Genomic DNA, 26461 nt, shown 5'->3' with positions numbered 1-26461 from the left:
AACGTCTAAAATACAAGAAAAATGGCTTTTGAAGATTTAAAAATACAAGTAAGCAGCATTGCCTCAAATAATGAAGGCAGTGCAAAGGATAAAATGACAGCAATTTGTGAGCTGTTACAAGAACATATAGACTACTATGACTGGGTAGGTTTTTATATGGCAAATCACGAGGCACGCACATTGCACCTTGAAGCTTTTGCTGGAGAGCCTACAGACCATACAGTTATCCCTTTCGGGAAAGGAATTTGCGGTCAAGTAGCAGAGTCTAATGATAACTTTGTAGTTCCAGATGTGAAGGCGCAAGATAATTATATAGCCTGCTCCATTACTGTTAAGAGTGAGATAGTAATCCCACTTTTTAAAGATGGAAAAAATATAGGCCAGATAGATATAGATTCAAATAAAGTAGATCCTTTTACTAAGGCAGACGAAGATTTTCTAGAGTTTGTAAACGAGAAAGTTGCTGCTCTTCTATAAGACCGTTATAACTTTAAAACAATAAACCCCTTACTAATCTAATTAGTAAGGGGTTTATTATTTTATATACATAATACTACATCCCTGTTCTAATAGCCTCTACAGGATCTAATTTTGAAGCTCCTATAGCGGGTACAATACCTGCTATAATCCCAATAACAAAAGTCGTAAACAGACCTAAGAAGATATTATCAAAAGAAAGCACAAACTCAAAATCACCAGCTATTTTTGAAACATCTAGCAACCAAACGACTACCTGTACCATTATTAAACCTATTAGCCCTCCAAAAATAGAAAGTAAGATAGACTCAAAAAGAAATTGAAATAATATAAACCTACGCTTTGCTCCTAGTGCTTTTTGTATACCTATAAGATTGGTACGTTCTTTCACACTCACAAACATAATATTTGCGATACCAAAACCTCCCACTAGAAGTGAAAAACCACCTATACCCCACCCTACAAATGTAAGTATGCTTATTATACCGTCTATCGCATCTGCAAAGCCGCTCAATCTATTGATAAAAAAGTTGCTATCATCTCCAGATTTTATAGATCGACCTTGCCTCATCTTTTGTTCGGTTAGTGCATAAAGTTCATCTGGGTCACCTCCCTCCTCTGGGATAATTGTTATGGTAGGAAATGTAGATCTATTATTATCTCCATATATTCTACGTATGATATTTACGGGCACTACTAATTTTTCGTCTTTAGAATCTCCAAAGGCGTTTATACCCTCTTTCTTAAGCACACCTATAATCGTAAACTTTCTACTTAATGTTTTTACTTGCTTACCTACTGGGTTTACTCCTACACCAAAAAGATTATCTCTCAATATAGACCCTATCACAGCAACAGGCGCACCATTAACAGACTCTCGCTCATTAAAAAAACGACCATCTTCAAACTCTAACCTCTCAATATCATATAATCCTTCTGTAGCATTATCTATTCTAACACTTTCTATAACCGTGCCTTCGTAGCTTACTTTTTGAGCAGCCACGTTCATCGAGTAGTTTATGGCACCTAGACCGGGAAGATTACGTTGTAAGTTTTGGTAATCATCATAAGTCACAAGTGGGAAGCGTTCCCTTTTCCAGCGTGGCACCTCACTAGGACCAAAAGAAATGTGACAAATTATCATTGAGTTAGAATCTAGAGAAGATAGGCTTCCCTTTATATCTTTCTCAAGTGAATCTACAGCGGCTAGCACCCCTATAATAGAAAAGATTCCTACCGTTACACCCATTAATGAAAGAAAGGTACGGGTCTTATTATTGCGCAAGGCATTTACAGCAAATCTAAAACTCTCCCCTAAGGCTCTAAAATATGTAAACATTGATTGATTTTATCTAAAGATACGAGTAAGACGTCACTCGAGATAAATTGTTACAAAGTAGTTCCATTTTGTTAATAGAAAGCGTTAACAAAAAGTGTTGAAATTGCTATTTTTGACACTTCAAAATCCCATATGCGAGGGAGGACACAAAATCTATCAATAATCTCACAATGAGCACAACAAAAAAAATAGGCGCAGCCCTTATTTCAGTATTTCACAAAGACGGCCTTGCCCCTATCGTTCAGAAACTTCACGAGTACGGAGTAACCCTTTATTCTACAGGAGGGACTGAAAAATTTATTAAAGATTTAGGTATCCCTGTGGTACCGGTAGAAGATGTGACTTCTTACCCATCTATACTAGGTGGTCGTGTTAAAACATTACACCCTAAAGTTTTTGGAGGGATTCTTAACCGTCAGGATCACGATGGTGATGTAAAAGAAATGGCAGAGTATGAAATCCCACAACTTGACCTAGTTATTGTTGATTTATACCCTTTTGAAAAAACAGTTGCATCTGGAGCACTAGAGCAAGACATTATAGAAAAAATAGATATAGGCGGTATCTCACTTATACGCGCCGCTGCAAAAAACTTTAAAGACACTCTTTGTGTATCATCTATGGAAGACTATGCAGAGGTATTAGATATTATCACAAACGGTAATGGTAACACGACAATGGCAGAGAGAAAACGCTTTGCTGCCAAAAGTTTTGCTGTATCATCTCACTATGACACTGCCATCTTTAATTACTTTAATGCAGATCACGAGATACCAGCACTTAAACTAAGTGCAAATAACGGTAAGACCTTACGTTACGGAGAAAACCCACACCAAAAGGGATTCTTCTTTGGAGATTTTGACGAAGTTTTTGACAAACTACACGGTAAAGAACTTTCATATAACAACCTTCTTGATGTAGATGCGGCCGTAAATCTTATTTCAGAATTTCAGGGAGAGGCACCTACCTTTGCCGTACTAAAACATAATAATGCTTGTGGCTTTGCACAACGTGATACAATGCACCAAGCTTATGTAGATGCGCTTGCTGGCGACCCTACATCTGCTTTTGGAGGCGTACTTATTGCAAACGGTGAGATAGATGAGCCTACCGCTCAAGAGATTCACAAATTATTTTGTGAAGTAGTAATTGCTCCATCATTTACACCAGAAGCTTTAGAAATTCTTAAAGGAAAGAAAAACCGCATCCTTCTTACTTTAAAAAACATTGTACTACCAGAGATGACAGTACGTACTTGTCTTAACGGGACACTTTTACAAGAACGTGATCATAAAACAGACACTACTGCAGATCTTACTAATGCTACAAACACGCAGCCTACAGAAAAGGAACTAGAAGACTTACTGTTTGCATCAAAAATTTGTAAACACACTAAGTCTAACACTATCGTACTTGCAAAAAATAAACAACTTTGTGCAAGTGGTACTGGGCAAACATCACGTGTAGATGCATTAAGACAAGCTATTGAAAAAGCAACATCCTTTGGCTTTGACCTTCAGGGGTCTGTGATGGCTAGTGATGCATTTTTCCCTTTCCCAGATTGTGTAGAAATTGCAGATAAAGCAGGCATTACTGCCGTGATACAACCAGGTGGATCAATAAAAGATCAACTTACCGTAGACTATTGTAACGAAAACAACGTATCTATGGTAATGACGGGAACACGTCACTTTAAACATTAATAACAAAAAGGGTTAGTATTACGCTTTCGCGAAAGCGTGATGTTAACCCTAATATTTGTACTTTTAAGCAGCACACTTAAAAACTAACGCATAACGCTTTGATTACCCTATGGGATTTTTTGATTTTTTAACTGAGAATATAGCAATTGACCTTGGTACTGCCAACACGTTGATTATACACAATGATAAAGTAGTAGTAGATAGTCCATCTATAGTTGCTCGAGACCGCACGACAAAAAAGATAATTGCCGTAGGTAAGGAAGCTGCTCAAATGCAAGGTAAAACTCACGAAAATATCAAAACCATACGCCCTCTTAAAGATGGAGTAATTGCAGATTTTGATGCCAGTGAGCAGATGATTGCAATGTTTATCAAAGAAATACCAGCACTTAAAAAGAAATTATTTCCACCTGCATTGCGTATGGTAATCTGTATACCTTCTGGAATTACAGAGGTAGAGATGCGAGCAGTAAAGGAAAGTGCAGAACGTGTAAATGGTAAAGAAGTATATCTTATACACGAGCCTATGGCAGCAGCTATAGGTATAGGTGTAGATATTATGCAACCTAAGGGTAATATGATTGTAGATATAGGTGGGGGTACGACAGAGATTGCCGTAATTGCACTAGGAGGTATTGTATGTGATAAGTCTGTAAAAATTGCAGGTGATGTATTTACAAACGATATTATCTACTATATGCGCACACAGCACAACCTTTATGTAGGTGAGCGCAGTGCCGAAAAAATAAAAATACAAATAGGTGCCGCTACCGAAGATCTTGAAGTACCGCCAGAAGAGATGAGCGTACAGGGTCGTGACTTACTAACTGGTAAGCCTAAGCAGGTACAAATAAGCTTTAGAGAGATTGCAAAGGCATTAGATAAATCTATACTTCGTATAGAAGATGCTGTAATGGAAACATTATCACAAACACCTCCAGAACTCGCTGCAGATATTTATAATACTGGTATTTACCTAGCAGGTGGTGGATCTATGTTACGTGGTCTTGACAAGCGTCTTTCTCAAAAAACAGACCTTCCAGTTTATATTGCAGAAGATCCACTTAGAGCTGTGGTAAGAGGTACCGGTATATGCTTGAAAAATCTAGCTAAGTATAAGAGCGTTCTCATAAAATAGAAATCTCTTAAGGTATGCAACAGATTATCAATTTTTTGATCAGGAATAAAAATTTCCTGCTGTTTGCTTTTTTACTAATGCTGTCTCTTGTATTTACCATACAGTCACACTCGTATCATCGTAGCAAGTTTGTAAACTCTGCAAACTGGTTTACCGGTGGAATATATGGCTCTGTAAGTAGTGTGCAAGATTATTTTAATCTCAAAACCTACAACCAGCAGTTATTAGAAGAAAATGCACGTTTAAGAACTATAGTGAACGCCACAAAAACTGGCGATGAATCTATAGAACCCCTTACAGCAGCAAATTCTCCTATCCCGGCAGATAGCACAGTGCAATATGCTTACAACCCAGCTAAAGTTATAAATAACAACTACGCAAAGACTGATAACTTTATCACCTTAAAAGGAGGGGGGGCTAGTAATATCAAAAAAGATCAAGGTGTGATTACGAGCCAAGGTATTGTAGGTATAATAGATAATACATCATCAAGTTATAGTACAGTGCTGTCTATACTTAATTCCAACTTTACTACACAAGTAAAATTAAAAGGCTCTGAACATTTTGGGACACTACAATGGGACGGTAAAAGTCCTAATGTCGTTCAAGTAATAGATATGCAACAACAGGCACCTGTTACAAAAGGAGATACGATTGAGACGAGTGGGAAATCGGCTATTTTCCCGAAAGGGATACCTGTAGGTGTGGTACAAGATTACACCCTCGATAGTAGTAAAAACTTTTACACCCTATCTGTAAAGCTTATGAATGATATGACCAGCCTAGGTCACGTTTATGTTATAGAAAACAAGGCAAGGGTAGAGATTGAACAATTAGAAAACGAGAACTATGAAGAATAATGTTCTCAAAAATATTGTGCGCTTTGTAGCGCTTATGTTTGTGCAAATCTACCTGTTTAATCACATAAACTTTTTGGGTTACATTAATCCGTATCCATATGTGTTGTTCCTTTTAGTATTCCCGTTTACTGCAAATAGGTCTCTATACATATTTATAGCATTTTTAACGGGTCTCACTATGGATATGTTTGGCAACAGTGGTGGTATACACGCTGCGGCTTGTTTATTTCTTGCATATTTAAGACCTCTCACATTACGATTTGCTTTTGGGGTGAGTTATGAATATAATGCCATTAAGCTATCTAAGGTGAGTTTATACGGCCGTTTTGTCTATATATCCATATTGGTTTTTACGCATCATCTTGTTTTATTTTTACTTGAGGTTTTTAACATAAGTAACATACTCTACACCCTAAACAAAACGTTAGTCACTAGTATCTTTACAATCATACTTTGTATTGTATTTAATATCCTTTTCAGCCGACGTATTGAATGAGAAAAGCCTTATTACTTTTTATTGTATTAACGACTGGTATTCTATTTGTATCCAGACTCTTTTACCTGCAAGTTTATGATACTTCTGCAGCCGTATTGTCTGAGAGTAATGCTATAAAGAAGCAGTATGAAATCCCACAACGAGGTCGTATTTATGACCGTAATGGCAAGTTATTAGTATCTAACCAGCCTTCTTACGATCTTATGGCGATACCACGTGAGGTAAAACCTTTTGACACCTTACAGCTTTGTAAGCTGCTTAATATCACAAAAGAAAAGCTTGTAAAGCAGTTAGACAAAGCACGTAAATATTCTCCTAGACACCCCTCTGTAATTGTACCTACAATGTCTCAAGGTGAATTTGCTTACTTAGGTGAGCAAATGCGTAAGTATGAAGGCTTCTTTATACAAAAGAGATCGCTTAGAGATTATCAAGTAGATTTTGGAGCAAACTTTTTAGGCTACATACAAGAAGTTCATCAAGGGATTATAGATAAAAATCCCTATTACACCGGTGGCGACCTTATAGGTAGGCAAGGAGTTGAGCAGCAGTATGAAGATATTTTACGAGGAGAGAAAGGTATTAAGTACCTACAGAAAGACCGTTTTAATCGAGTAATAGGTCCTTACAAAGAAGGTGCGCTTGACAAAGAGCCTGTAGAGGGAAAAAACATACACCTCACTATAGACGCAGAGCTACAAAAGTATGGTCAAGAACTTATGAAAGGTAAGCGAGGTGGGATAGTCGCTATTGAGCCCGCTACAGGTGAGATACTTGCCCTTATCACTGCGCCTAACTATGACCCTGCACTTATGGTAGGACGTGAGCGTTCAAAAAATTATTCATTACTAGATCAAGACTCTATCGCAAAGCCACTTTATGACAGAGCACTTTTAGGAGAATATGCTCCTGGATCTCCTTTTAAAGCACTCACTGGGCTTATAGCTCTTCAAGAAGATGCTATGGACCTTAATGAGAAGGTATATTGCCACGGAGGTATGCGTTATGGTAGAAACAGAAACTTTGGATGCCACCATCACCGTAGTCCTGTGAGTATGATAGATGGTATTGCATACTCGTGTAATGCGTATTTTGGCACAGCATATCTTAACAGTATAAACAAATACGACACACCACAAGAAGGTATAACAGTCTGGGAAAACCACCTCAAAAGTTTTGGACTAGGGGATTTTATGGGTTATGATTTACCTATAGGTAAACGTGGGCTCATACCTACGGCAAAGATGTATAATAGAACCTATAATTACCCTAAAAGAAGATGGGGTGCAGCAGCAACACTATCAAACTCTATAGGTCAAGGTGAGGTACTTATGACACCTGTACAAATGGCTCACTTTACTGCAACCATAGCAAATAGAGGCTGGTATTACAAACCTCATATTCTCAAAAAAATTGAAGGTACAGATACTATCCCAAAAGACTTTGCTACAAAAAAATACACTACTATAGAGCCAGAGCATTATGAGCCCATTATACAAGGCCTTAATGATGTTTATAATTACGGGACAGCTGCTAGTTTAAAAGTACCAGGAATAGAAATATCTGGTAAAACAGGGACTGCAGAAAATTTTGCTCGCATAGATGGAGAAAAGGTACAACTTACAGACCATTCTACGTTTGTGGCATTTGCTCCTAGAGAAAACCCAAAAATAGCCATCGCCATTTTTGTAGAAAATGGATATTGGGGCTTTAGGTACGGAGGACGTATCGCATCACTTATGATTGAAAAATACATTAATAGAGAAGTGACTCGCAAAGATTTAGAAAACTGGATACTCACCCACTCTCTAGAAGAAGAATATGCAAAACCATTAAGTGGAGAACCGTTTAGAATTAATTATTAATGGGTAAATTTTCTCGTAACGTAGGCAGTTTTGACTGGGTACTCATTGTGCTTTATCTCGCTTTAATAAGTATAGGCTGGATAAACATCTACTCGGCGTCTTATGATGCTACGGCAGACAGCTTTTTTAGTATGGACAACCTGCATAGCAAGCAGTTACTCTGGATACTTCTAGGCTTTTTTATCATCTCATTTATACTCTTTCTAGAGGCTAAGTTTTTTGAGCGATTCTCAAGTGTTATTTATATCGCCTCCCTGCTCTCATTATTACTTCTATTTGTTTTTGGAAAAACTATTTCTGGAGCGACCAGTTGGTACAACCTTGGTTTTATGAGTTTACAACCTAGTGAGTTTGCAAAAGCCGCAACCGCACTAGCCCTTGCAAAATACCTAAGTGATATACAAACTAATATAAAAACCATACGTGATCAAGTAAGAGCACTAGCAATTATAGCGCTTCCAGCTTTGATAATCATCCCGCAACCAGACCCTGGTAGTGCACTTGTGTATGCGGCGTTTATATTCCCTTTGTACAGAGAAGGCCTTGCAGCGAGTTATCTTATACTTGGGGCATCATCCATAACCCTATTTGTCCTCACCTTATTAATAGGACCTTTATATGTAGCACTTGCCGTAATACTTATTGCTGCTTTTCTGTTTTATAGAAATAGAAAACGACGTCCGTCAAAACGCCTTTATCTAGGCATTACCTTTGTGGCCTGCCTCTTTGCCTTTTCTGTAAACTACATTTTTGAAAACATTTTTGAGCAACGACATAGAGATCGTTTTAACATCGTACTAGGCAAAGAAGTAGATGCAAAAAGTATAGGGTATAACACACAACAAAGTGAGATTGCTATAGGAAACGGAGGCTGGTTTGGCCGTGGTTTTTTAGAAGGCACGCAGACTAAAGGAAAGTTTGTACCAGAGCAACACACAGACTACATATTTTCTACCGTAGGTGAAGAGTGGGGCTTCTTGGGGAGTACACTAGTTATCGGGCTTTTTATCCTCCTTATCTTAAGGATAATTCAACTTTCAGAAAAACAAAAAAATGACTTCTCTCGTATATATGGATATAGTGTTGCGGGTATATTATTTATACATTTTGTAGTAAATATAGGTATGGTGGTAGGTTTACTTCCTACTGTGGGGATACCACTACCCTTCTTTAGTTATGGAGGTTCTGGGCTTTGGGGCTTTACGATACTATTATTCATCTTTGTAAAGCTAGATGGTAATCGAGTAAATGAGTGGTAGGTTATTCCGCTTTCGCGAAAGCGTAACTTTAATATATAAAAAAAGCGAGCATCACTGCTCGCTTTTTTATATGCTAGATGAGACTAGTTATTGTCATCATCGCCATTATAATCATCTGTTCCTTCTATTTCCTCTTCAATTTCTTGTCCAGCATTTTCGATAGCGTCTTCTGTTTCTTCAGCTGCATTTTCTATTGCGTCACCAGCCTCTTCAAGACCGTTTTCGATGTCTTCTCCTACTGCATCTGCAGAGTTTTCTATTTTATCTTGAGTTGTCTCTCTACAAGATACTGTTGAGAATGTAAAACCTACTAGTGCTAAAATTATAAATACTTTTTTCATAATAATGATTGTTCATTGGTTAGAGTATAAAATTACGGCTTAAGTGTCTCGGGCTGTGTTAATGGGTAGTTACAATAAACTTATATAATTCACAATTTTAAACTTAATATCAGATACCTTTGCGCCAAAATTTAAGACTTGCTAAGAGGAGTAATTTATATGCTTATTGCCGCATTCGCTTTTTCGTGGATGAATTTACTGGCAAAATATCTTGAAGATTTTCATCCTTTGCAGGTTGTCTTTTTTAGATGTGTAGGGACGTTTATTTTCATATTTCCATATATGATTATCAAGAAGGTACCTATACTGGGAAGTAATAGACTCTGGCTAAGTGCAAGAGGTTTTTTAAGCTTTGCTTCGCTTGCTTTATACTTTGTGGTCATACAACGCATACCGCTAGGATCTGCCGTGGCACTGCGTTATACAGCACCTATTTTTAGCGCCATATTTGCATTACTATTTCTTAAAGAGAAAGTTAAAACCTGGCAATGGGCAGCGCTTACACTCTCTGTGGTGGGTGCATTTATCCTCAAAGGGGTTGATTTTAGAATAGATACACTAAGTTTTGTTCTAGTTATCATTTCTTCTATTCTAGTAGGTGGTGTGTTTACTATAGTGCGCTATCTAGGCTCTCGCGAGCACTACCTTACTATTATTAATTACTTTATGGTCTTTTCTATAGTAGGGAGTTTATTTTTTATACAACACTGGCGTATGCCCGTGGGTGTAGAGTGGTGGTATGTGTGTGGCATAGGTGTTTTTGGACTTTTTGGACAAATCTTTCTCACTCGCTCTTTCCAACTGGCAGACACGGCAACTGTGGCTCCTATAAAATATATGGAGCTTGTGTATGCTTTAATCTTTGGCTACTTCCTTTTTGGAGAGACGTATGCCGGTCTTCCGGTGCTTGGTATGACTTTACTTGTACTTGGAATGCTCTGGAATGTGTGGATAAAAAGAAAGGGATAGTAGTACGCTTTCGCGAAAGCGTAAAAAAAAGCGAACCCTAATTAAAGAATACGCTTTTGTTTTTAAAATATATAGGTTCTTAATCTTTTACCGTTTGTTTTTTCTCATTGAGCAATATAGGTGTGCCGTACCCTAGTTGCTCGAGTTTATCCATTTGTGTTTTCTTATCTCCTACTACGAGGTAAATCATTTTATCTGGATTAAGGTACTGCGCAGATAGTTTTTTAATTTCGGCTACTGTCATATTTTCAACTATAGACTGGCGCTCTTTTACATAATCTGGAGAGATGCCTAGGTTTGCTATATCATCTAGCATATTAAGTTTTGCTCCTATAGTTTCAAAAGCACGCGCCTGGCTTTTGAGCAAGAAACTTTTAGATACATCTAGATCATCTTCTGTAAAATTCTTTCCGTAGTTTTTTAAGATATCCTTTACGAGCGCTGTAGACTCATAGGTTACATTAGATCGCACACCACTTGAGATTGAGAAAGCACCTGGCAATGTAGAACCAGAAAAACGAGATCTAATACCATAGGTATAACCTTTTCCTTCTCTAAGCTCTTGAGTGAGCTGTGAGGCAAAGCCTCCACCACCTAGACGGTAGTTCATCATTTGAGCTGGATAAAAATTTGGGTCTGTCTCTGCCATTGCTGGATACCCAAATCTCAGTACAGATTGCTTTGCATCTGGCACATCATAAAAGTATACATTAGACTGCTCTGGAGCCTGAGGAACTACTGGTGTAGGTATCACTACTTCTTTAGACTTCCAGTTATCATTAAGTCCTGCTAGAGCACTTGTAGCAACACGCTCATCTATGGCTCCTACTACTTGTAACTTTGCTACACTAGGAGAAAGATTATTAGTATAAAACGCTTTAAGATCTTCTAGGGTTATAGACTTTACAGAGGCTGGTGTACCTAGCGTGTTTTGTGCAAGTAAGCTGTTTTCTCCATAGATTAACTTATCAAACTCAATAGCAGCTATACTATTTGGATTTGCCTGTTGTTGCTCAAGACGACTAAGGGTGCTTTGCTTTAAAAGATCAAACTCTGTCTCATCCCACCTAGGCTCAAGTAAAATCTCTTGTACAAGCGCTATGGTTTTATCATAATTTTTGGCAAGGGTATTACCTCCTATGTATACATTTTCTTTATCTGCATAGGTATAAATACTTGCACCTAGACTTTCTATTTCATTTTCTAGCTGCGCAGTTGTTTTTGTCGCTGTACCTTTCATAAGTAAATCTGCAAGTAAGTTTGAAACTCCTACTTTTTTGATATCCTCAAGCAATAAACCACCGCGTATATTCATTTGAAATTGTACTAGCGGCACCTCGCTATTTTCTATACCATACACTTCAAGTCCAGAAGAGAGCGTTTCTTCCCACACAGTAGGAGCATTTATTTGTGGCGTGTCACCATATGGCGGCTCCTTAGATCTATCAAAAGACGACGGTGTACGCTCATACTCTGCTGCTATACTGGCGTCAAAAGACTCCTCTGCACCCTCTATTATTTTTTCTTCTACTACTTGTGCAAGTTGAGAATCTTCTAGCACAAGAGCTGTTTGCCCTTTAGGCACAAAACTAGTAGCAATATAGTTTTTACCTTTTATGTAGGTATCATACACGCGTTGCACATCTTCTTTTGTTACTGCGAGTATACGCTTTACATCTTCTGAAATATAACCAGGGTCACCAGCAAAAATCTCATACTGCGCTAGCTGAAATCCTTTACCTAGCACACTAGACAGACCATTATAAAACTGAGTTTCTTGACCAGCTTTAATACGATCAAGATCTTTTTGTGAGATTCCCTCTAGTTCAAATTTTGTAAAAGCTTCATTAACTCCCACAAGTACATCATCTAGATCTTTACCTGGATATGCATTTACACTTAACGTAAACTCACCAGCAAGCTCAGACCCATAATTATACATTTGTACTCCAGCAGTAAGCTGCTTGCTATCTATAAGAATTTTATTAAAAGGAGCATTTTTACCATCTGCTAGATATGCAGATAGTACGTCTAGTGCATAAGAGTCTTTATCATAATTTGGCACCGTAGGCCAGGTCATTGTAAGTTGTGGTAGGCGAGCAAAATTATCTTCATAATATAATCGCTTTGTTGTCTCAACCTGTACAGGTTGCTTCTGCATAGTTGGGATTTCTTCACCTCTAGGGATTTCTCCAAAATACTTTTCTACCCACTCCTTAGTCTGAGCGATATCAAAATCTCCAGCAATAGTGAGCGTTGTATTATTAGGCGTATACCAGCGATTATAAAAGTCTTTTACATCTTGTAACGTAGCATTCTGCAGGTCTTCTAGCGAGCCTATTACTTGCCAGTTATAAGGGTGACTTTCTGTGTATAAATTTTTCCCTACCACGTAGCGAGCGTGACCATAAGGTCTATTATCTACAGACTGTCTTTTTTCATTTTTTACTACTTGCTTTTCTTTTGCCAGTACTGGATCTGTCACCGTATTTATGAAGTACCCAAGCTTATCTGCCTCTGCCCAAATCATTTTTTCTAAAGCATCTTTTGGTACTGTTTGGAAGTAGTTTGTACGATCACGACTTGTAGATCCATTTGCACCAGAACCACCTATGCGAGCACTCATAGCATCTAGCCCACCTTTACCTAAGTTTTCAGATTCTAAAAACAACAGGTGTTCAAATAAATGAGCAAATCCCGTACGCCCTTCTATCTCTCTGGCAGAACCTACGTGTGCCGTAAGTGCAACTGCCACCACAGGGTCTGATGTGTCTTGATGAAGTATAACAGTAAGACCATTATCTAAAGTAAACTTCTCAAAAGGAACTTCAAATTGTGAGTTTTCCGCTTTCGCGAAAGCGGTATCACCTCCACCCTCTTCTTTACAAGAAAGGGCACTTATTACTAAAAAACTTAGAGCTAAAAGACGCGTGATTTTCATCAAAAAAATAGATTAAAATTTAAGCATTCAAGATAGCTAAAAATTAAAGACAAGTGTAAACAGATAGTGTTAAGAGAAAAGTCAAAAATCTAAAGGCTGTTGATAACTTAAAAATAGCACTCAATACTAAAATTAGGAATATTTCCATAATTTTGGATAAATTCTAAATTATGCAACGCACAATAATACATTTTGACCTAGACACTTTTTTTGTGTCTTGTGAGCGCAGGCTAGATAGTAGACTTATGGGTAAGCCTGTAATAGTAGGCGGTACAGGTGATCGTGGTGTGGTAAGTGCTGCAAGCTATGAGGCTCGCTCTTATGGTGTGCATAGCGCGATGCCTATAAAAGCTGCAAAGCAGTTGTGCCCTAACGGTATTTATATAAGAGGTAATGGTGGCACGTACTCAAAAATGTCTAAGGAGGTGACAGAGATTTTACAAGAAGAGCTCCCTGTGTTAGAAAAAGCAAGTGTAGATGAGTTTTATGGAGATCTCACGGGTATGGATAGATTTCATAACGCTTATAAATACTCAAAAGAGTTGAGACAGCGTGTGATGAGAGAAACAGGCTTGCCCATATCTTTTGGGATGTCTCCTAACAAAACGGTCTCAAAAGTAGCAACTGGTGAGGCAAAACCTAATAATGAGATTAAGGTAGACCCTGGTTATGAAAAAACATTTCTCGCTCCTTTATCTATAAAAAAGATTCCCTCTGTAGGTCAAAAAACTTTTATTCAGTTTTGTAATCTAGGAGTACGCACGGTAGATCTTGTGCAACAAATGCCTGTAGAAATGATGACAGCCGTTTTCGGTAAAAACGGACGTATTATATGGGAGCGATGTAACGGTATAGATAACAGTCCTATAATAGCATATCACGAGCGTAAGTCTATATCTAGTGAGCGCACCTATGGGCAAGACACTACAGATATAACAAAGCTACATACCACCATAAGTGCAATGGCAGAGAATCTTGCTTTCCAGCTTAGGCGTGGTAATAAATTAACCTCTGTGGTGACTGTAAAAGTGAGGTACTCAGATTTTCAAACCTACTCAAAACAAATACGCATTCCCTACACCGCTGCAGATCATATTTTAATCCCAAAAGCTATGGAACTTTTTAATAAACTCTATAACAGACGGATGCTCATACGTCTTGTAGGTGTACGATTTTCTGGACTTACAGAGGGTCATTACCAAATAGACCTTTTTGAAAACACAAACAAGACGGTAAATCTTTACAAAGCTATGGATGCCCTGAGGGATAAATATGGAGACCACACGGTAAGACGTGCAAATACTATAGGAGATGGCTCCAGAACTATAGGTAATCAAGGCAACCCCTTTAATGGGCAACCACCTATTCTTCTCGCTCACAGACACCAGTAATTTTTAATCCCCACTTAAAATGTATCTTAATAATCACTCATACTACAGCTTGCGTTATGGCACTATCTCAGAGGTAGAGCTTGTAGATCTTGCTGCAAAGCAAGGTTTAACTTGCTTTGCCCTCACAGATATTAATAACACCTCTGGGTGTCTAAGCTTTATAAAAAACGCACAAGAAAAAGGAATTAAACCTATAGTGGGAGTAGATTTTAGAAATGGTAACCACCAGTGTTATATCACCCTAGCAAAAAACAATAATGGCTTTTTAGAAATCAACAACTTTCTATCTCACCATCTTCATCACAAAACTAGCTTTCCAGACCATAGCCCCACTTTTAAAGACGTGATCACTGTATATCCATTTGAAAACGTTCTAGAACTAGAAAAAACAACTTTTAGTGATAATGAGTATATAGGTATTACCCATAAAAACCTTAACAAGCTTCGTTTCTCACCACTTAGCAAGCTTACCCATAAACTTGTAATGTTACACACGGTAAGCTTTCGCCATAAGCGAGATTTTAACACTCACAGATTACTACGTGCTATAGATAAGAATATGCTTTTGAGTATGCTGCCTAAAAAAGAGGAAGGGCATCCAGAGCATACGTTTATAGAAGCTAAAGATTTACGACTACAGTTTTCTCAATACCCTCACCTACTATCTAATGCAGAGCATATACTTAAAAGTTGCAGCATATATTTTAATTTTAAAAAAGGAAAACCCTCTCAAAATTTAACCACGCTTTTAGGTAGTGAAGAGAGAGATTATAACAAGCTCGTGGCATTTTGTAAAAAAGGATTACCAGAGCGATATAAGGATAATATTACATATGCCGTAAAACGGAGACTAGTAAAAGAACTTTCCCTTATAAGGCAGCAAAAGTATGTAGCCTTCTTTCTCATAAACTGGAAAATTATTGAGTATGCTCGCAGCAAGGATTACTTTTATGTAGGTCGAGGTAGTGGTGCAAATAGTATTGTGGCTTACCTATTGCGCATCACAGATGTAGACCCCATTGAGCTAGATTTATATTTTGAGCGATTTATGAATCTCTATCGCGCTACACCACCAGATTTTGACATAGACTTTTCTACCTGGGACCGTGAGGATGTGACGAGATATATTTTTGAAGAGTTTGGCTCAAAAGCACAAGTAGCACTACTAGGCTCTTACGTTACCTTTAAGCATAGTGGCGCTGTTAGAGAATTGGGTAAAGTCTTTGGTCTGCCCAAATTTGAGATAGATAAATTAAGTAAAGGACTTTATAACAGTAGTCACCTAGACAACATAAAAAAAACTATTATAAAGTACGCTCAAATACTGCACGGTAAACCTAATTACACAAGTATTCACGCAGCAGGAATTTTAATCTCACAGCATCCCACGCATTACTTCTCTGCAACAAACCTTCCTCCTAAAGGTTTTCCCACTGTACAATTTGATATGCACATTGCAGAAGATGTAGGCTTGTACAAATTTGATATTTTGGGTCAGCGCGGTCTCGGTAAAATAAAAGATGCCATAGCAATTATTAAGGATAACAATCCTGGAATCACCCTACCAGATATTCATAACGCTCGACAGTTCTTTACAGACCAAAAAATCAATCAAATGATTTCAAATGCAGACTGTATAGGCTGCTTTTATGTAGAGTCACCCGCAATGCGTATGCTACTACGTAAGCTCTCTGTAGATAATTACCTTACTCTCGTAGCAGCGAGTTCTATTATAAGACCCGGAGTGTCTAAGAGTGGTATGATGCGCGAGTACATCCTCCGCCATAAAGATCCAAAACGAGCAAAGCAAAAAGGACATCCCGTATTACTAGATATTATGCCAGACACCTATGGCGTGATGGTTTACCAAGAAGATGTAATAAAAGTTGCACACCACTACGCAGGTTTAGATCTAGGAGAAGCAGATGTATTAAGAAGAGGTATGAGTGGTAAGTATAGATCTAGACAAGAATTTTTAATGGTAAAAGAAAAGTTTGAAGCAAATTGTCTTGCAAGAGGTGAAAAAATTGAAGTAATAAATGAAGTATGGCGACAGATTGAGAGTTTTGCTGGTTACGCTTTCGCGAAAGGGCACTCAGCCTCATACGCTGTCGAGTCATACCAGAGTTTATATCTCAAATGTTATTTCCCATTAGAGTATATGGTTGCAACAGTAAATAATGGAGGAGGCTTTTATAGAACTGAAACCTATTTGCAAGAAGCCAAAAAAAAAGGAGCTATAATCCACCCACCTTGTATAAACAAAAGTCAAATTAAAACAATTATAAAGGGTAATAATATCTATCTAGGCTTTCAGCACTTACAGAGCTTCGAAAAGAAAAATATCGTCGCCATCATAAACGAGAGAAATAATGGACTATTCTCATCGCTTCATAATTTTATAGACCGAGCACCTATGAGTTTAGAACAACTTGATCTGTTAATCAGGGTTGAAGCATTTAGATCATTAAATATAAATCAACGACAATTATTGTGGGAAGCCCACTATAAAAATAACTCCGCACCTAAGGTAAAGAATCAAAAAGAGCTATTTAAAGTATCTATTAACAGCTTTAAGCTACCAGAATTCTATATACCCAATTTCGAAAAAGCAATGGATCAATTAGAGATCCTAAGTTTTTCCTTGTATGATCCATTTATATTACTAAAAAATCCAACTACAAATACACTCTTAGCTGCAGACTTAAAGCAATACATAAATAAAAGAATTGAAATTTTTGGCTATTTAGTAACCGCAAAAACTACAAGAACCACAAATGGAAAACATATGTGTTTTGGCACTTTTTTAGATAGAAAAGGCAACTGGTTAGACACCGTACATTTCCCTCCTACACTAAAGAAGTATCCACTTGAAGGTAAAGGAGTCTACAGATTAATTGGTAATGTGGTTGAAGAGTTTAACTTCTTAACCTTAGAAGTACTTAAATCAGAACGCAAACATTATCGTTCAGACACAAAGACATCTGTATTTTATAACCGTAAAGAAGGAATAGATAATAAGGCCGCCCCTACATTACTCAGATAATAGACAATTCTAGCTCAACTATTGTGTAATTCTAGATGTTACTTATCCATATATTGGCGTAACTTCCTTGACTTTCTTGTATAAAAAAAGCTCCAACACATTTCTGTATTGGAGCTTAAAAAGGCGGCGACCTACTCTCCCACGAGTGCAGTACCATCGGCGCTGGCGGGCTTAACTTCTCTGTTCGGAATGGGAAGAGGTGAGCCCCGTCGCTATAACCACCTTAGTTTTAGAATAAAATGATATAAAATCATCTTAAACCCTTTCGCTCAAGGCGAAAGAAAATATCTTAACANGCATTGATATCACTAGATCCTGTGGTGACTGTAGATGCTGCAGGAACCTACCAGGTGCTGGTCACAGCTACGTATGTAGATGGTACGGAGTGTGATTACCTAGCAGAGGCGGTATATACGGCAGAGAGTGCACCGGTGTTTGAGGCGATTGTATTAGAACCATCTTTTAACAGTAGCGGATTGTACACGGTAGAGGTGATCAACATCACGGGAGCAAATCCTAACTCCGAGTATGAGTTTGCACTAGATGATGGCCCGTTCCAGAGTAGTACGACTTTTACAAATGTGACTCCGGGAACACACACCATTTTTGGAAGACTAGCAAGTGGTAACTGTTCGATCTCTGAGTTTGAGATAGGGATTATTGATTACCCACGTTTCTTTACACCTAATGCAGATGGTTTCCACGATACCTGGAATATCATAGGGCTGGGCGTTGATCCTAACCTGAATGCGAAGATCTTTATCTTTGATAGATACGGGAAGCTCTTAAAACAACTGAGCCCTACTAGCCCAGGATGGGACGGTACCTTTAATGGACAACCGATGCCGAGTAACGACTACTGGTTTAGAGTAGAGTTTACAGAGGTAGATGACTTAGGAACGCAACGTACCATAAATGGTCACTTTACGTTGAAGCGATAGATAAACCATCACGTTGTACTATAAAAAAACTCCCTACGGCTGTAGGGAGTTTTTTTATGTGGTTGTACTAGATAGTTCATAATTCTATCCTTAATAAATTATACTACTACCCTACTCTCTAGCCCCGATTGCAATGAAAATCCCACAACTGCCTGGCAACGCCGGCGTGAGGAATTGCAATGTAAAGCGGGAAACAACTTGAGAAAAAACTCCAAATATTTGAGCTCCTAACTCTTTATTTATTACTCGGGAAAAATATACCCTCTACGAGGAAGTATATACTATAAGGAGCACTTTTTATATACGTCTACTGTTGTGTACCAAACCAATAACACGATATGAAAACAAGAAACAACTCCATTTTTAACCTTATTGAGATTTTTAGACAAACGAAGAGTCGCGTCACTAAGCAATTATTCAAAACAGATTGTGAAACAAATTTTCACCACGATTATTACTGTGACACTCACACATCAAAATAATAAACTACATAGAATTATAAACTTTAAATAACATATTATGAGCACATTTAACGTACCAACAAGAGCAGAAGTAAGCGAGACAAATCAAGGGATTTTTGATCATCTAGAAAAAGCAGTAGGCTTTGTTCCTAATCTGTATGCCACTTATGCCTACTCTAATAATGCACTTAGAAACTACCTAGACTTTGCAAATGCACCTAGCTCGCTTAAAGCGAAAGAAAAAGAGGTTGTAAATCTTGCTGTAAGTGAAGTTAATGGATGTGAATACTGTCTCTCTGCTCACACCGCTATTGCTGGAATGAATGGATATAGCGCAGATCAAATTTTAGAATTGCGCGCAGGTAAAGCTACTTTTGACTCAAAGCTTGATGCCCTTGCACAACTTGCAAAAAACATTACTGAAAATAGAGGTAATACGAGTCAAAATGTACTAGAAAACTTCTTTAAAGCTGGATGGACAAAGGAAAACCTTATAGACACTATCTCGCTTGTGGGAGATAAAACAATTTCAAATTACATAAATAATACAACTCAAATACCTGTAGACTTTCCTGCTGTAAAGCCGTTATAGTATAACTACAGATATAAAAAAGCTCACTTTAAAGTGAGCTTTTTGTTTTTTTGAACATCCCAGGTGGGAGCGTTGTATGTTTTTTAAAAAATTTTGAGAAATGTCCTGCATCATTAAAACCTACACCGTAGGCAACTTCCTCTACATTTTTATCTGAGTATATAAGCAACCGCTTTGCTTCAAGTATAATACGGTCATTTATAACTTGTAGTGGTGTTTTTTCTCCCACTTGTTTAAAGTGATTTGATAATGTTTTTGGTGATTTAAATAGCAAATCTGCATAATCTGCTACTTTATGTTTTGACCTAAAATGCTGTTCTACTAGTATATGATACTGCCTTACAAGATCATACTGACTTGTGGCAATATCTGGTGCTGGAATTGTGTTTTTTATAAGTCGGCTAGATTTAATTAAAAGTCTTTTTAAGAGAACCCTAAGCATTTCGCCTTGTATATGATCTCTAGTTTCAAACTCTTCCCTCATCATAAGAAACATTGCATCAAAGCTTTTAAGCTCTTTTTCATCTAAGGTAATTACGGGAGGCTCTGAAGAGCCATAAAATAAAAAGCCATTACAAGAAACCTCATCATCGTGCTCCCTTATGCAATAAAACTCTCTATTAAAAACTAGTGCTACAAGACCATCTCGCTGCTTGATTTCAAGAATATTAAGAGGTGTGCAAAAGATAACTTGCCCTTTTTGTAAAGTGATTTTATAACCATCTATAAGTAGCTCTCTCGAGGCATCTCTTGCCCAGATAATTTTATACATACCAGAACTTGCTAGCAGCTCTTGAGATGGTGCACAATTAAAATTTGTAAGCACGAGTGTACTCTCTTCTTTGAGAGATTTATAAACAAGTTTCATAATAAAATATAGTGATATACAATGTACAAAATGTACAAGTACTAAGGAAGTATGTCTATACTCTTGCCACTACCCTTACAATACCTTTACTCATATAAAAATGACCAAAGATGAAAACGCTATATATCACACTACTTTTATTTCTGACTACCACAACTGTGGTATCTCAACATTATGTTACAGCCTCATACAATCCAGGTATTAAAACGGCATCTAGTACATCTACAAAGAGAGAGGTAAGCAGCAAGGTAGATTTTACCTACCATAATTTTATGAATGCTACTAAAAATTCAAAAAGCCACTACAAACTTGGCACAACTAGTTTAAGTAACAAATCACTTACTAAGATTTTCAAAAAAAATAGTCGCAACTCTCAAAATCTTAAGCAGTATAATTATCGACTCCTATCACAGTATCCACTTCTGTATAGTAAACTTTCAGTTCAAGAAAGAAGCTTGCTTTATTTAAGATATAAGAAAACTTCCTTAAAAAATTATATTAATCAATTACCTAGTGTTTTATAGTAGTCCGCTTTCGCGAAAGCGTAACTTACTCATAACCTTCTCCTAAAAACTAACACAACAGTTCTAGTTTCATAAAAAATAGTTAAACTTTTAATTATAATAGTATTACTATCATATCTTTGTGATATGGAAAGATTACGCATACAAATTACAATAGATCCAGCCTTGTACACTCGTGATCCAGAGACCACAGAGCTAGGTCGTAAGATTGTGAGTAAGAGTATTGAGATGATAGATGAGCTAGGTTTTGAAAAGTTTACTTTTAAGAAACTTGGGCTGGCTATAAACTCTAACGAGAGCTCTATATATCGATATTTTGAAAGCAAACACGCTCTTCTTGTATATCTTGTAAGCTGGTACTGGAGCTGGATAGAGTATAAAATTGTATTTGCTACGACTAATGTAAGTGACCCTTCTATAAAACTACTATCTTGTATAGAACTCCTTACTAAGGATGTAAAAGAAGACACGAGTATATCTTATGTAAACGAGGTGACACTGCACCGTATAATCGTAGCAGAATCATCAAAAGCATACCACACTAAAGATATAGATAAAGAAAACTCAAAGGGATATTACAAAACTTATAAGCGAGTAGTACAGCGTGTGAGTGACTTTGTTACAGATATACACCCTACGTATGAGTATCCACATATGCTTATCTCTACGGTAATAGAGGGCGCACACCACCAGCGCTACTTTTCAAAACATTTACCATCACTTACAAATGTATGTGAAGGAAAAAACAACATTACAGAATTTTATAAGGAACTAGTACTTAATGCTATAAAGCAATAACATTCTACTCAGACACGTCTCACTATGAATAAAGAAATGACTCCTTGGAAACGTTTTCTAAATATGCTTAAACTCGATAGACGAGATATAAAGCAAATTTTATTTTATGCAATATTTGCAGGTCTTGTTGCGCTCACGCTACCTCTAGGTATACAAGCGATTATAAACTTAATACAGGGGGCGCAAGTGAGTACCTCTTGGATTGTTCTTGTAATATTAGTTACACTAGGTGTTGCCTTTCAAGGTATATTGCAACTTATGCAAATACGCATACTTGAGAACATACAGCAAAAGATATTTACAAGATCATCTTTTGAATTTGCTTACAGATTTCCTAAAGTTAAAATGAGCGAATTGCGTGACTTTTACCCGCCAGAGCTCGCAAATAGATTTTTTGATACACTTACAGTACAAAAAGGATTGTCAAAAATCTTATTAGATTTTCCAGCGGCGATATTGCAAATCGTTTTTGGTTTAATGCTGCTCTCCTTTTATCACCCGTTTTTTATTATTTACGGTTTTTTACTAGTCATCTTAGTGTATCTCGTTTTTAAATTTACTGCATTAAGAGGTTTGGAAACCAGTCTTGCAGAATCTAAGGGTAAGTATAAAGTGGCACACTGGCTACAAGAAATAGCAAGATCACTTATAAGTTTTAAACTCTCGGGGCGAACCTCACTAGCTATGGAGCGCAATAACACACTTACCGAAAAATACCTTGAGGCTAGAGAGAGTCACTTTAGAATTCTGGTTATACAGTTTATACAAATGATAGGCTTTAAAGTGCTTGTTACTGCAGGACTCCTACTTATAGGTGGACTACTAGTTTTAAACCAGCAAATGAACATTGGTCAGTTTGTAGCTGCAGAGATTATAATCTTACTCGTAATAAGCTCTGTAGAAAAGCTTATTACAGGGCTTGAGAGTTTTTATGATGTACTTACGTCACTAGAAAAGATAGGGCAAGTGGTAGACAAAGAGATAGATCCTCAGGTAGGATTTGACCCTTTTGAAAATCATAAAGACACAGATATCCAAATAGATAATGTAACCTACGCTACCCCACAAACGGGTGATATACTCTCAAACATAAAACTCAAAATAGAGACAAAAGACAGGCTACTCATAGATGGCGTTTCTGGATCTGGTAAGACTACCTTATTAAAACTTATCTCTGGTATTATAGAGCCTACCGCTGGCGCTATTTATATAAACGACCTATCTCTCAAGGGGCTACGCCCTAATGCATATAGGTCTCAAATAGGGCAAGTTCTCCCAGAGCAAAATCCTTTTGAGGGTACGATACTAGAAAACATCACATTTGGCAATAAAGAGATTTCTCAAGAGCGACTTAACGAGGTTATAAAAATAGTAGGCCTGCAAGATTTTGTGCGACAGCAGACTAATGGTTTGCGTACAATGCTCTTTCCGGAAGGACAGCAAATCCCGCATACCATATCTAAGCGCATCTTGCTTGCAAGGGCAATAGTACACGAGCCTAGAGTGCTACTTCTCAAAGATGCTCTTGAGCATTTTGAAAGTACAGAGGCACGCGCGATTATGGATTACCTCATCCACCCAGATAGACCTTGGGCGCTTGCTGTCTCTAGTAACAACAAAGACTGGCAATCTCAATGTACTCGATATATCAAACTCGAGAATGGAAAAATCATAACTCAAAAGAAAAACTAAATGCTTAATATATCTGAAAATCAACTTAACAAGAAGGTGGATATACGTGGGTATTCCGCTTTCGCGAAAGCGCAAAAAAAACAGCACTTTAAGTACTTTAATAGATTTCTCGTGGCCTTTGCGATTATAGGCGTGATTATCCTCTTTTTACCCTGGACACAAAATGTTACAGGAAAAGGATTTGTAACCACTCTCACACCAGACCAAAGACCGCAAACCATACAGTCTCAAATACCGGGACGTATAGAACAATGGTTTGTACGCGAGGGGGATTATGTGAAGAAGGGCGACACTATACTGCGCATTTCTGAAATAAAAAATGAATATCAAGATCCGCTTCTTGCCGAAAGAACTAGACAGCAGCGTGATGCAAAAAGTAATGCCGTAGGCTCTTATAAGTCTAAAGTACAAGCGCTAGAAAATCAGCTAGGGGCTTTAAAGCGTGAGCGTGGTTTAAAACTACAACAGGCAGAAAACAAACTCAAGCAGTCTCGTTTTAAAGTACAGAGCGATAGTATAGATCTAGTAGCTGCAAGAACTAATAGAGATATTGCTCAAACACAATACGACCGTACCGCAACATTACAATCTGAAGGTTTAAAAAGTACTGCAGAGGTAGAAGATAAGCGCCTTAAATTACAAGAGACAGAGGCAAAACTTATCTCTCAAGAAAATAAATTACTTGCTAGTCAAAATGAGGTGCTTAATGCAAACCTAGAAATCTCTAGAACACAAGCTACCTATGCCGAAAAAATAAGTAAAGCTCAGAGTGATAAATTTACAGCCTCTTCTGCTCAGTATGACACAGAAGCACAGGTAAGTAAATTAGACAATGCATCTACTAATTATGAGATACGTAGCACATTACAATATGTAGTTGCTCCTCAAAATGGATACATAAACAAAGCTATAAAAGCAGGTATAGGAGAAACTTTTAAAGAAGGTGAGCAACTGGTAGGCATTATGCCAGCCGACTATGACCTAGCTGTAGAGACGTTTGTAAGACCTATAGACTTACCACTCATACATACCGGTGAGAGTATACGTGTACAATTTGATGGATGGCCTGCTATCGTATTTAGTGGATGGCCAGATGCCTCTTTTGGGACCTATGGAGGTACCGTAGTGGCTGTCGAAACTTTTATAAGTAGTAACGGAAAATTTAGAGTTCTTATCGCTCCAGATCCAGAGGCCGAAAGCTGGCCAAAAAACGTACGTGTAGGCTCCGGCGCACAAACTATTGCTTTACTTAATGATGTACCTATCTGGTATGAACTATGGAGACAGCTCAATGGTTTCCCTGCAGACTATTATTTACCAGATGGAAAAGAACCTGTAAAAGATAAAAAGTAATGAGATTAAACACTTTCATTATATTAACAAGCTTGTTAAGTCTGTTTACTACTGTGAGTCACGCTCAAGAGAATGTCTCAACTCTAGAAAACTCCTTTACTTTTGAAGAGTTTATAGGCTATGTAAAGCAGCACCACCCGCTTATAAAACAGGCAGAGCTTGTACTTACTACTGGCGAGGCAAACTTACTTAAAGCTCGAGGGGGATTTGACCCAAAAATTGAGGTAGACTACGACCGCAAGAAGTTTAAAGGAACTGAGTACTACGACCAGCTTAATGCTACTTTTAAAATTCCTACGTGGTATGGGATAGAGCTTAAAGGAAATTTTGAAGAAAATACTGGAGAGTTTCTCAATCCTAACCTTACCGTACCAGAAGATGGATTGTACAGTGCTGGTGTATCTTTTTCTCTTGCACAAGGACTTCTCATTAATGAGCGTATGGCAACGCTCAAAAAGGCTCGTTTTTTTGAACAACAAACGCAGGCAGACAGGGACTTACTGGTCAATAATCTCATATTCGAAGGAAGTCTGGCCTATTTTGACTGGCTAGAGGCAGAAAATGAAAAACGCATCTACACCACCTTTTTAAAAAATGCAACGACTAGACTAGAAGCGGTAGAGCGCAGTGTACAAGAGGGCGATAAGGCTGCTATTGATATTACCGAAGCTCGTATTACAGAGCAAAACAGACGACTCAATCTCGAAGCCGCAACACTCAAAGCGCAAAAAGCTCGGCTTGTAGTGAGTAATTTTTTATGGCTAGACGGTATTCCGTTAGAAATAAATGAGACTGTAAACCCAGTATTTCCAGATCTTACGGTACTTGATGCTTCACTCCTACTAGCTGGTATTACAGACGTTTCAGTTTTTATGGCAAATCACCCTAAATTGAGAAGTCTAGACGCAAAAATCAATAGTTTAGAAGTAGATAGATTTCTTAAGAAGAATAAGCTTTTACCTAACGTAAATTTGCAATACAACTTCTTAACTCCAGATGGAGACCAACTCAATAGTCTCAATACGGCAAACTATAAAGCCTTTGTAGATGTAAGCTTCCCTATATTTTTACGTAAAGAACGTGGTGACCTTAGGCTTGCAAAAATAAAGGTGCAAGATGCAGAGTATGAGCGTAGCGCAAGCACTCTTTCTATACAAAACAAACTAGAAGCCACACAGGCAGAAATCACGTCTCTGGCTACGCAAAATATACTTATTGCAAATATCGTAACAGATTACGAAGCACTTGTAAAGGCCGAAGAACGTAAATTCTTTTTAGGAGGTAGCTCACTCTTTCTTATTAACTCACGTGAGCAAAAACTTATAGACTCAAGACTCAAGTCTAACGCACTACTAGTAAAACAACTGGCTGCTAAGGCTAAGTTATACAACGCTGCAGGATTATAAT

Annotated in this window: 21 protein-coding genes and 1 rRNA gene; 17 read left to right on the top strand and 5 right to left on the bottom strand. The window is 37.7% G+C overall.

Annotated elements, in window-relative coordinates; all coding sequences use genetic code 11:
• The first annotated feature begins 21 nt into the window (after window positions 1-21).
• Window positions 22-477: a GAF domain-containing protein gene (locus ACJJVM_RS10790; RefSeq protein ID WP_405211679.1), complete on the top strand. Its 456-nt coding sequence runs from the start codon at window positions 22-24 to the stop codon at window positions 475-477.
• 76 nt (window positions 478-553) lie between these two features.
• On the opposite strand, the gene ACJJVM_RS10785 is transcribed toward ACJJVM_RS10790, so the two are convergent.
• Window positions 554-1816: an ABC transporter permease gene (locus ACJJVM_RS10785; protein ID WP_298347562.1), complete on the bottom strand. Its 1263-nt coding sequence runs from the start codon at window positions 1814-1816 to the stop codon at window positions 554-556.
• A 170-nt stretch (window positions 1817-1986) separates the two neighbouring features.
• Here ACJJVM_RS10785 and purH point away from each other — a divergent pair, with 170 nt between their 5' ends.
• From purH to rodA, 6 genes are all read left to right on the top strand, one after another.
• Window positions 1987-3519 carry a bifunctional phosphoribosylaminoimidazolecarboxamide formyltransferase/IMP cyclohydrolase gene (gene purH / locus ACJJVM_RS10780; RefSeq protein WP_405211678.1) on the top strand — a complete coding sequence of 511 codons (1533 nt, stop codon included), beginning with the start codon at window positions 1987-1989 and terminating at the stop codon, window positions 3517-3519.
• 109 nt (window positions 3520-3628) lie between these two features.
• Window positions 3629-4657: a rod shape-determining protein gene (locus tag ACJJVM_RS10775; protein ID WP_021778220.1), complete on the top strand. Its 1029-nt coding sequence runs from the start codon at window positions 3629-3631 to the stop codon at window positions 4655-4657.
• Window positions 4658-4671: 14 nt separating this feature from the next.
• Entirely contained in the window at window positions 4672-5517 is an 846-nt protein-coding gene (gene mreC, locus ACJJVM_RS10770; protein WP_405211677.1) for a rod shape-determining protein MreC, read from the top strand.
• Window positions 5507-6013, top strand: coding sequence for a hypothetical protein (locus ACJJVM_RS10765; RefSeq protein ID WP_035325432.1), 507 nt, complete (start codon window positions 5507-5509; stop codon window positions 6011-6013). Before mreC ends, ACJJVM_RS10765 begins: the two co-directional genes overlap by 11 nt.
• Window positions 6010-7878, top strand: a complete 1869-nt coding sequence (mrdA, locus tag ACJJVM_RS10760; RefSeq protein WP_405211676.1) for a penicillin-binding protein 2 — start codon at window positions 6010-6012, stop codon at window positions 7876-7878. The genes ACJJVM_RS10765 and mrdA overlap by 4 nt, the downstream gene beginning before the upstream one ends.
• Window positions 7878-9137: a rod shape-determining protein RodA gene (rodA, locus tag ACJJVM_RS10755; RefSeq protein WP_405211675.1), complete on the top strand. Its 1260-nt coding sequence runs from the start codon at window positions 7878-7880 to the stop codon at window positions 9135-9137. The genes mrdA and rodA overlap by 1 nt, the downstream gene beginning before the upstream one ends.
• 83 nt (window positions 9138-9220) lie before the next feature.
• Here the strand turns inward: rodA and ACJJVM_RS10750 are convergent, their stop codons facing one another.
• A complete protein-coding gene (locus ACJJVM_RS10750; RefSeq protein WP_299151519.1) occupies window positions 9221-9478 on the bottom strand; it encodes a hypothetical protein in 258 nt (85 codons plus the stop codon).
• 138 nt (window positions 9479-9616) lie between these two features.
• Here ACJJVM_RS10750 and ACJJVM_RS10745 point away from each other — a divergent pair, with 138 nt between their 5' ends.
• On the top strand, window positions 9617-10447 hold the full coding sequence (locus ACJJVM_RS10745; RefSeq protein WP_405211674.1) for a DMT family transporter: 831 nt from the start codon (window positions 9617-9619) through the stop codon (window positions 10445-10447).
• 79 nt (window positions 10448-10526) lie between these two features.
• On the opposite strand, the gene ACJJVM_RS10740 is transcribed toward ACJJVM_RS10745, so the two are convergent.
• Window positions 10527-13388 (bottom strand): M16 family metallopeptidase, encoded by a 2862-nt coding sequence (locus ACJJVM_RS10740; protein WP_405212199.1) that lies wholly within the window; start codon window positions 13386-13388, stop codon window positions 10527-10529.
• Between the two features lie 170 nt (window positions 13389-13558).
• Between ACJJVM_RS10740 and dinB the strand changes: the two genes are divergently transcribed.
• Together dinB and ACJJVM_RS10730 are read left to right on the top strand one after the other, a co-directional pair.
• Window positions 13559-14779, top strand: a complete 1221-nt coding sequence (dinB, locus tag ACJJVM_RS10735) for a DNA polymerase IV (RefSeq protein WP_405211673.1) — start codon at window positions 13559-13561, stop codon at window positions 14777-14779.
• A 19-nt stretch (window positions 14780-14798) separates the two neighbouring features.
• Window positions 14799-17825 (top strand): DNA polymerase III subunit alpha, encoded by a 3027-nt coding sequence (locus ACJJVM_RS10730; RefSeq protein WP_405211672.1) that lies wholly within the window; start codon window positions 14799-14801, stop codon window positions 17823-17825.
• Between the two features lie 118 nt (window positions 17826-17943).
• Here ACJJVM_RS10730 and rrf read toward each other — a convergent pair.
• A 5S ribosomal RNA gene (gene rrf, locus ACJJVM_RS10725) occupies window positions 17944-18051 on the bottom strand.
• Window positions 18052-18124: 73 nt separating this feature from the next.
• Between rrf and ACJJVM_RS10720 the strand changes: the two genes are divergently transcribed.
• The gene (locus ACJJVM_RS10720) at window positions 18125-18766 is read left to right on the top strand and encodes a T9SS type B sorting domain-containing protein (RefSeq protein ID WP_405211671.1); all 642 of its coding nucleotides are present in this window, start codon (window positions 18125-18127) and stop codon (window positions 18764-18766) included.
• Window positions 18767-19285: 519 nt separating this feature from the next.
• Complete coding sequence (locus ACJJVM_RS10715) at window positions 19286-19819, top strand: carboxymuconolactone decarboxylase family protein (RefSeq protein ID WP_405211670.1); 534 nt, start codon at window positions 19286-19288, stop codon at window positions 19817-19819.
• A gap of 28 nt (window positions 19820-19847) precedes the next feature.
• Here the strand turns inward: ACJJVM_RS10715 and ACJJVM_RS10710 are convergent, their stop codons facing one another.
• Window positions 19848-20687 (bottom strand): helix-turn-helix domain-containing protein, encoded by an 840-nt coding sequence (locus tag ACJJVM_RS10710; protein WP_405211669.1) that lies wholly within the window; start codon window positions 20685-20687, stop codon window positions 19848-19850.
• Window positions 20688-20797: 110 nt separating this feature from the next.
• Here ACJJVM_RS10710 and ACJJVM_RS10705 point away from each other — a divergent pair, with 110 nt between their 5' ends.
• From ACJJVM_RS10705 to ACJJVM_RS10685, 5 genes are all read left to right on the top strand, one after another.
• The gene (locus tag ACJJVM_RS10705) at window positions 20798-21211 is read left to right on the top strand and encodes a hypothetical protein (protein WP_405211668.1); all 414 of its coding nucleotides are present in this window, start codon (window positions 20798-20800) and stop codon (window positions 21209-21211) included.
• Between the two features lie 126 nt (window positions 21212-21337).
• Window positions 21338-22009 (top strand): TetR/AcrR family transcriptional regulator, encoded by a 672-nt coding sequence (locus tag ACJJVM_RS10700; protein ID WP_405211667.1) that lies wholly within the window; start codon window positions 21338-21340, stop codon window positions 22007-22009.
• Between the two features lie 24 nt (window positions 22010-22033).
• Entirely contained in the window at window positions 22034-23701 is a 1668-nt protein-coding gene (locus ACJJVM_RS10695; RefSeq protein WP_405211666.1) for a peptidase domain-containing ABC transporter, read from the top strand.
• Entirely contained in the window at window positions 23702-25054 is a 1353-nt protein-coding gene (locus ACJJVM_RS10690; RefSeq protein WP_405211665.1) for an HlyD family secretion protein, read from the top strand.
• Complete coding sequence (locus tag ACJJVM_RS10685) at window positions 25054-26460, top strand: TolC family protein (protein ID WP_405211664.1); 1407 nt, start codon at window positions 25054-25056, stop codon at window positions 26458-26460. The genes ACJJVM_RS10690 and ACJJVM_RS10685 overlap by 1 nt, the downstream gene beginning before the upstream one ends.
• The last annotated feature ends 1 nt before the right edge of the window (window position 26461 follow it).

Origin of the sequence: Dokdonia sp. Asnod2-E02 (genome assembly GCF_045063915.1) — a bacterium.
Taxonomy (GTDB): Bacteria; Bacteroidota; Bacteroidia; order Flavobacteriales; family Flavobacteriaceae; genus Dokdonia.
This window is presented reverse-complemented; position numbering and strand designations above follow the sequence as displayed.

Coding starts and splice junctions, on each gene's coding strand:
- ACJJVM_RS10715 (WP_405211670.1), top strand. CDS start 19,286: ATGAGCACATTTAACGTACCAACAAGAGCAGAAGTAAGCGAGACAAAT.
- ACJJVM_RS10750 (WP_299151519.1), bottom strand. CDS start 9,478: ATGAAAAAAGTATTTATAATTTTAGCACTAGTAGGTTTTACATTCTCA.
- dinB (WP_405211673.1), top strand. CDS start 13,559: ATGCAACGCACAATAATACATTTTGACCTAGACACTTTTTTTGTGTCT.
- ACJJVM_RS10710 (WP_405211669.1), bottom strand. CDS start 20,687: ATGAAACTTGTTTATAAATCTCTCAAAGAAGAGAGTACACTCGTGCTT.
- ACJJVM_RS10775 (WP_021778220.1), top strand. CDS start 3,629: ATGGGATTTTTTGATTTTTTAACTGAGAATATAGCAATTGACCTTGGT.
- ACJJVM_RS10705 (WP_405211668.1), top strand. CDS start 20,798: ATGAAAACGCTATATATCACACTACTTTTATTTCTGACTACCACAACT.
- ACJJVM_RS10730 (WP_405211672.1), top strand. CDS start 14,799: ATGTATCTTAATAATCACTCATACTACAGCTTGCGTTATGGCACTATC.
- purH (WP_405211678.1), top strand. CDS start 1,987: ATGAGCACAACAAAAAAAATAGGCGCAGCCCTTATTTCAGTATTTCAC.
- mrdA (WP_405211676.1), top strand. CDS start 6,010: ATGAGAAAAGCCTTATTACTTTTTATTGTATTAACGACTGGTATTCTA.
- ACJJVM_RS10740 (WP_405212199.1), bottom strand. CDS start 13,388: ATGAAAATCACGCGTCTTTTAGCTCTAAGTTTTTTAGTAATAAGTGCC.
- ACJJVM_RS10695 (WP_405211666.1), top strand. CDS start 22,034: ATGAATAAAGAAATGACTCCTTGGAAACGTTTTCTAAATATGCTTAAA.
- ACJJVM_RS10690 (WP_405211665.1), top strand. CDS start 23,702: ATGCTTAATATATCTGAAAATCAACTTAACAAGAAGGTGGATATACGT.
- ACJJVM_RS10685 (WP_405211664.1), top strand. CDS start 25,054: ATGAGATTAAACACTTTCATTATATTAACAAGCTTGTTAAGTCTGTTT.
- ACJJVM_RS10765 (WP_035325432.1), top strand. CDS start 5,507: ATGAAGAATAATGTTCTCAAAAATATTGTGCGCTTTGTAGCGCTTATG.
- ACJJVM_RS10700 (WP_405211667.1), top strand. CDS start 21,338: ATGGAAAGATTACGCATACAAATTACAATAGATCCAGCCTTGTACACT.
- rodA (WP_405211675.1), top strand. CDS start 7,878: ATGGGTAAATTTTCTCGTAACGTAGGCAGTTTTGACTGGGTACTCATT.
- ACJJVM_RS10785 (WP_298347562.1), bottom strand. CDS start 1,816: ATGTTTACATATTTTAGAGCCTTAGGGGAGAGTTTTAGATTTGCTGTA.
- ACJJVM_RS10790 (WP_405211679.1), top strand. CDS start 22: ATGGCTTTTGAAGATTTAAAAATACAAGTAAGCAGCATTGCCTCAAAT.
- mreC (WP_405211677.1), top strand. CDS start 4,672: ATGCAACAGATTATCAATTTTTTGATCAGGAATAAAAATTTCCTGCTG.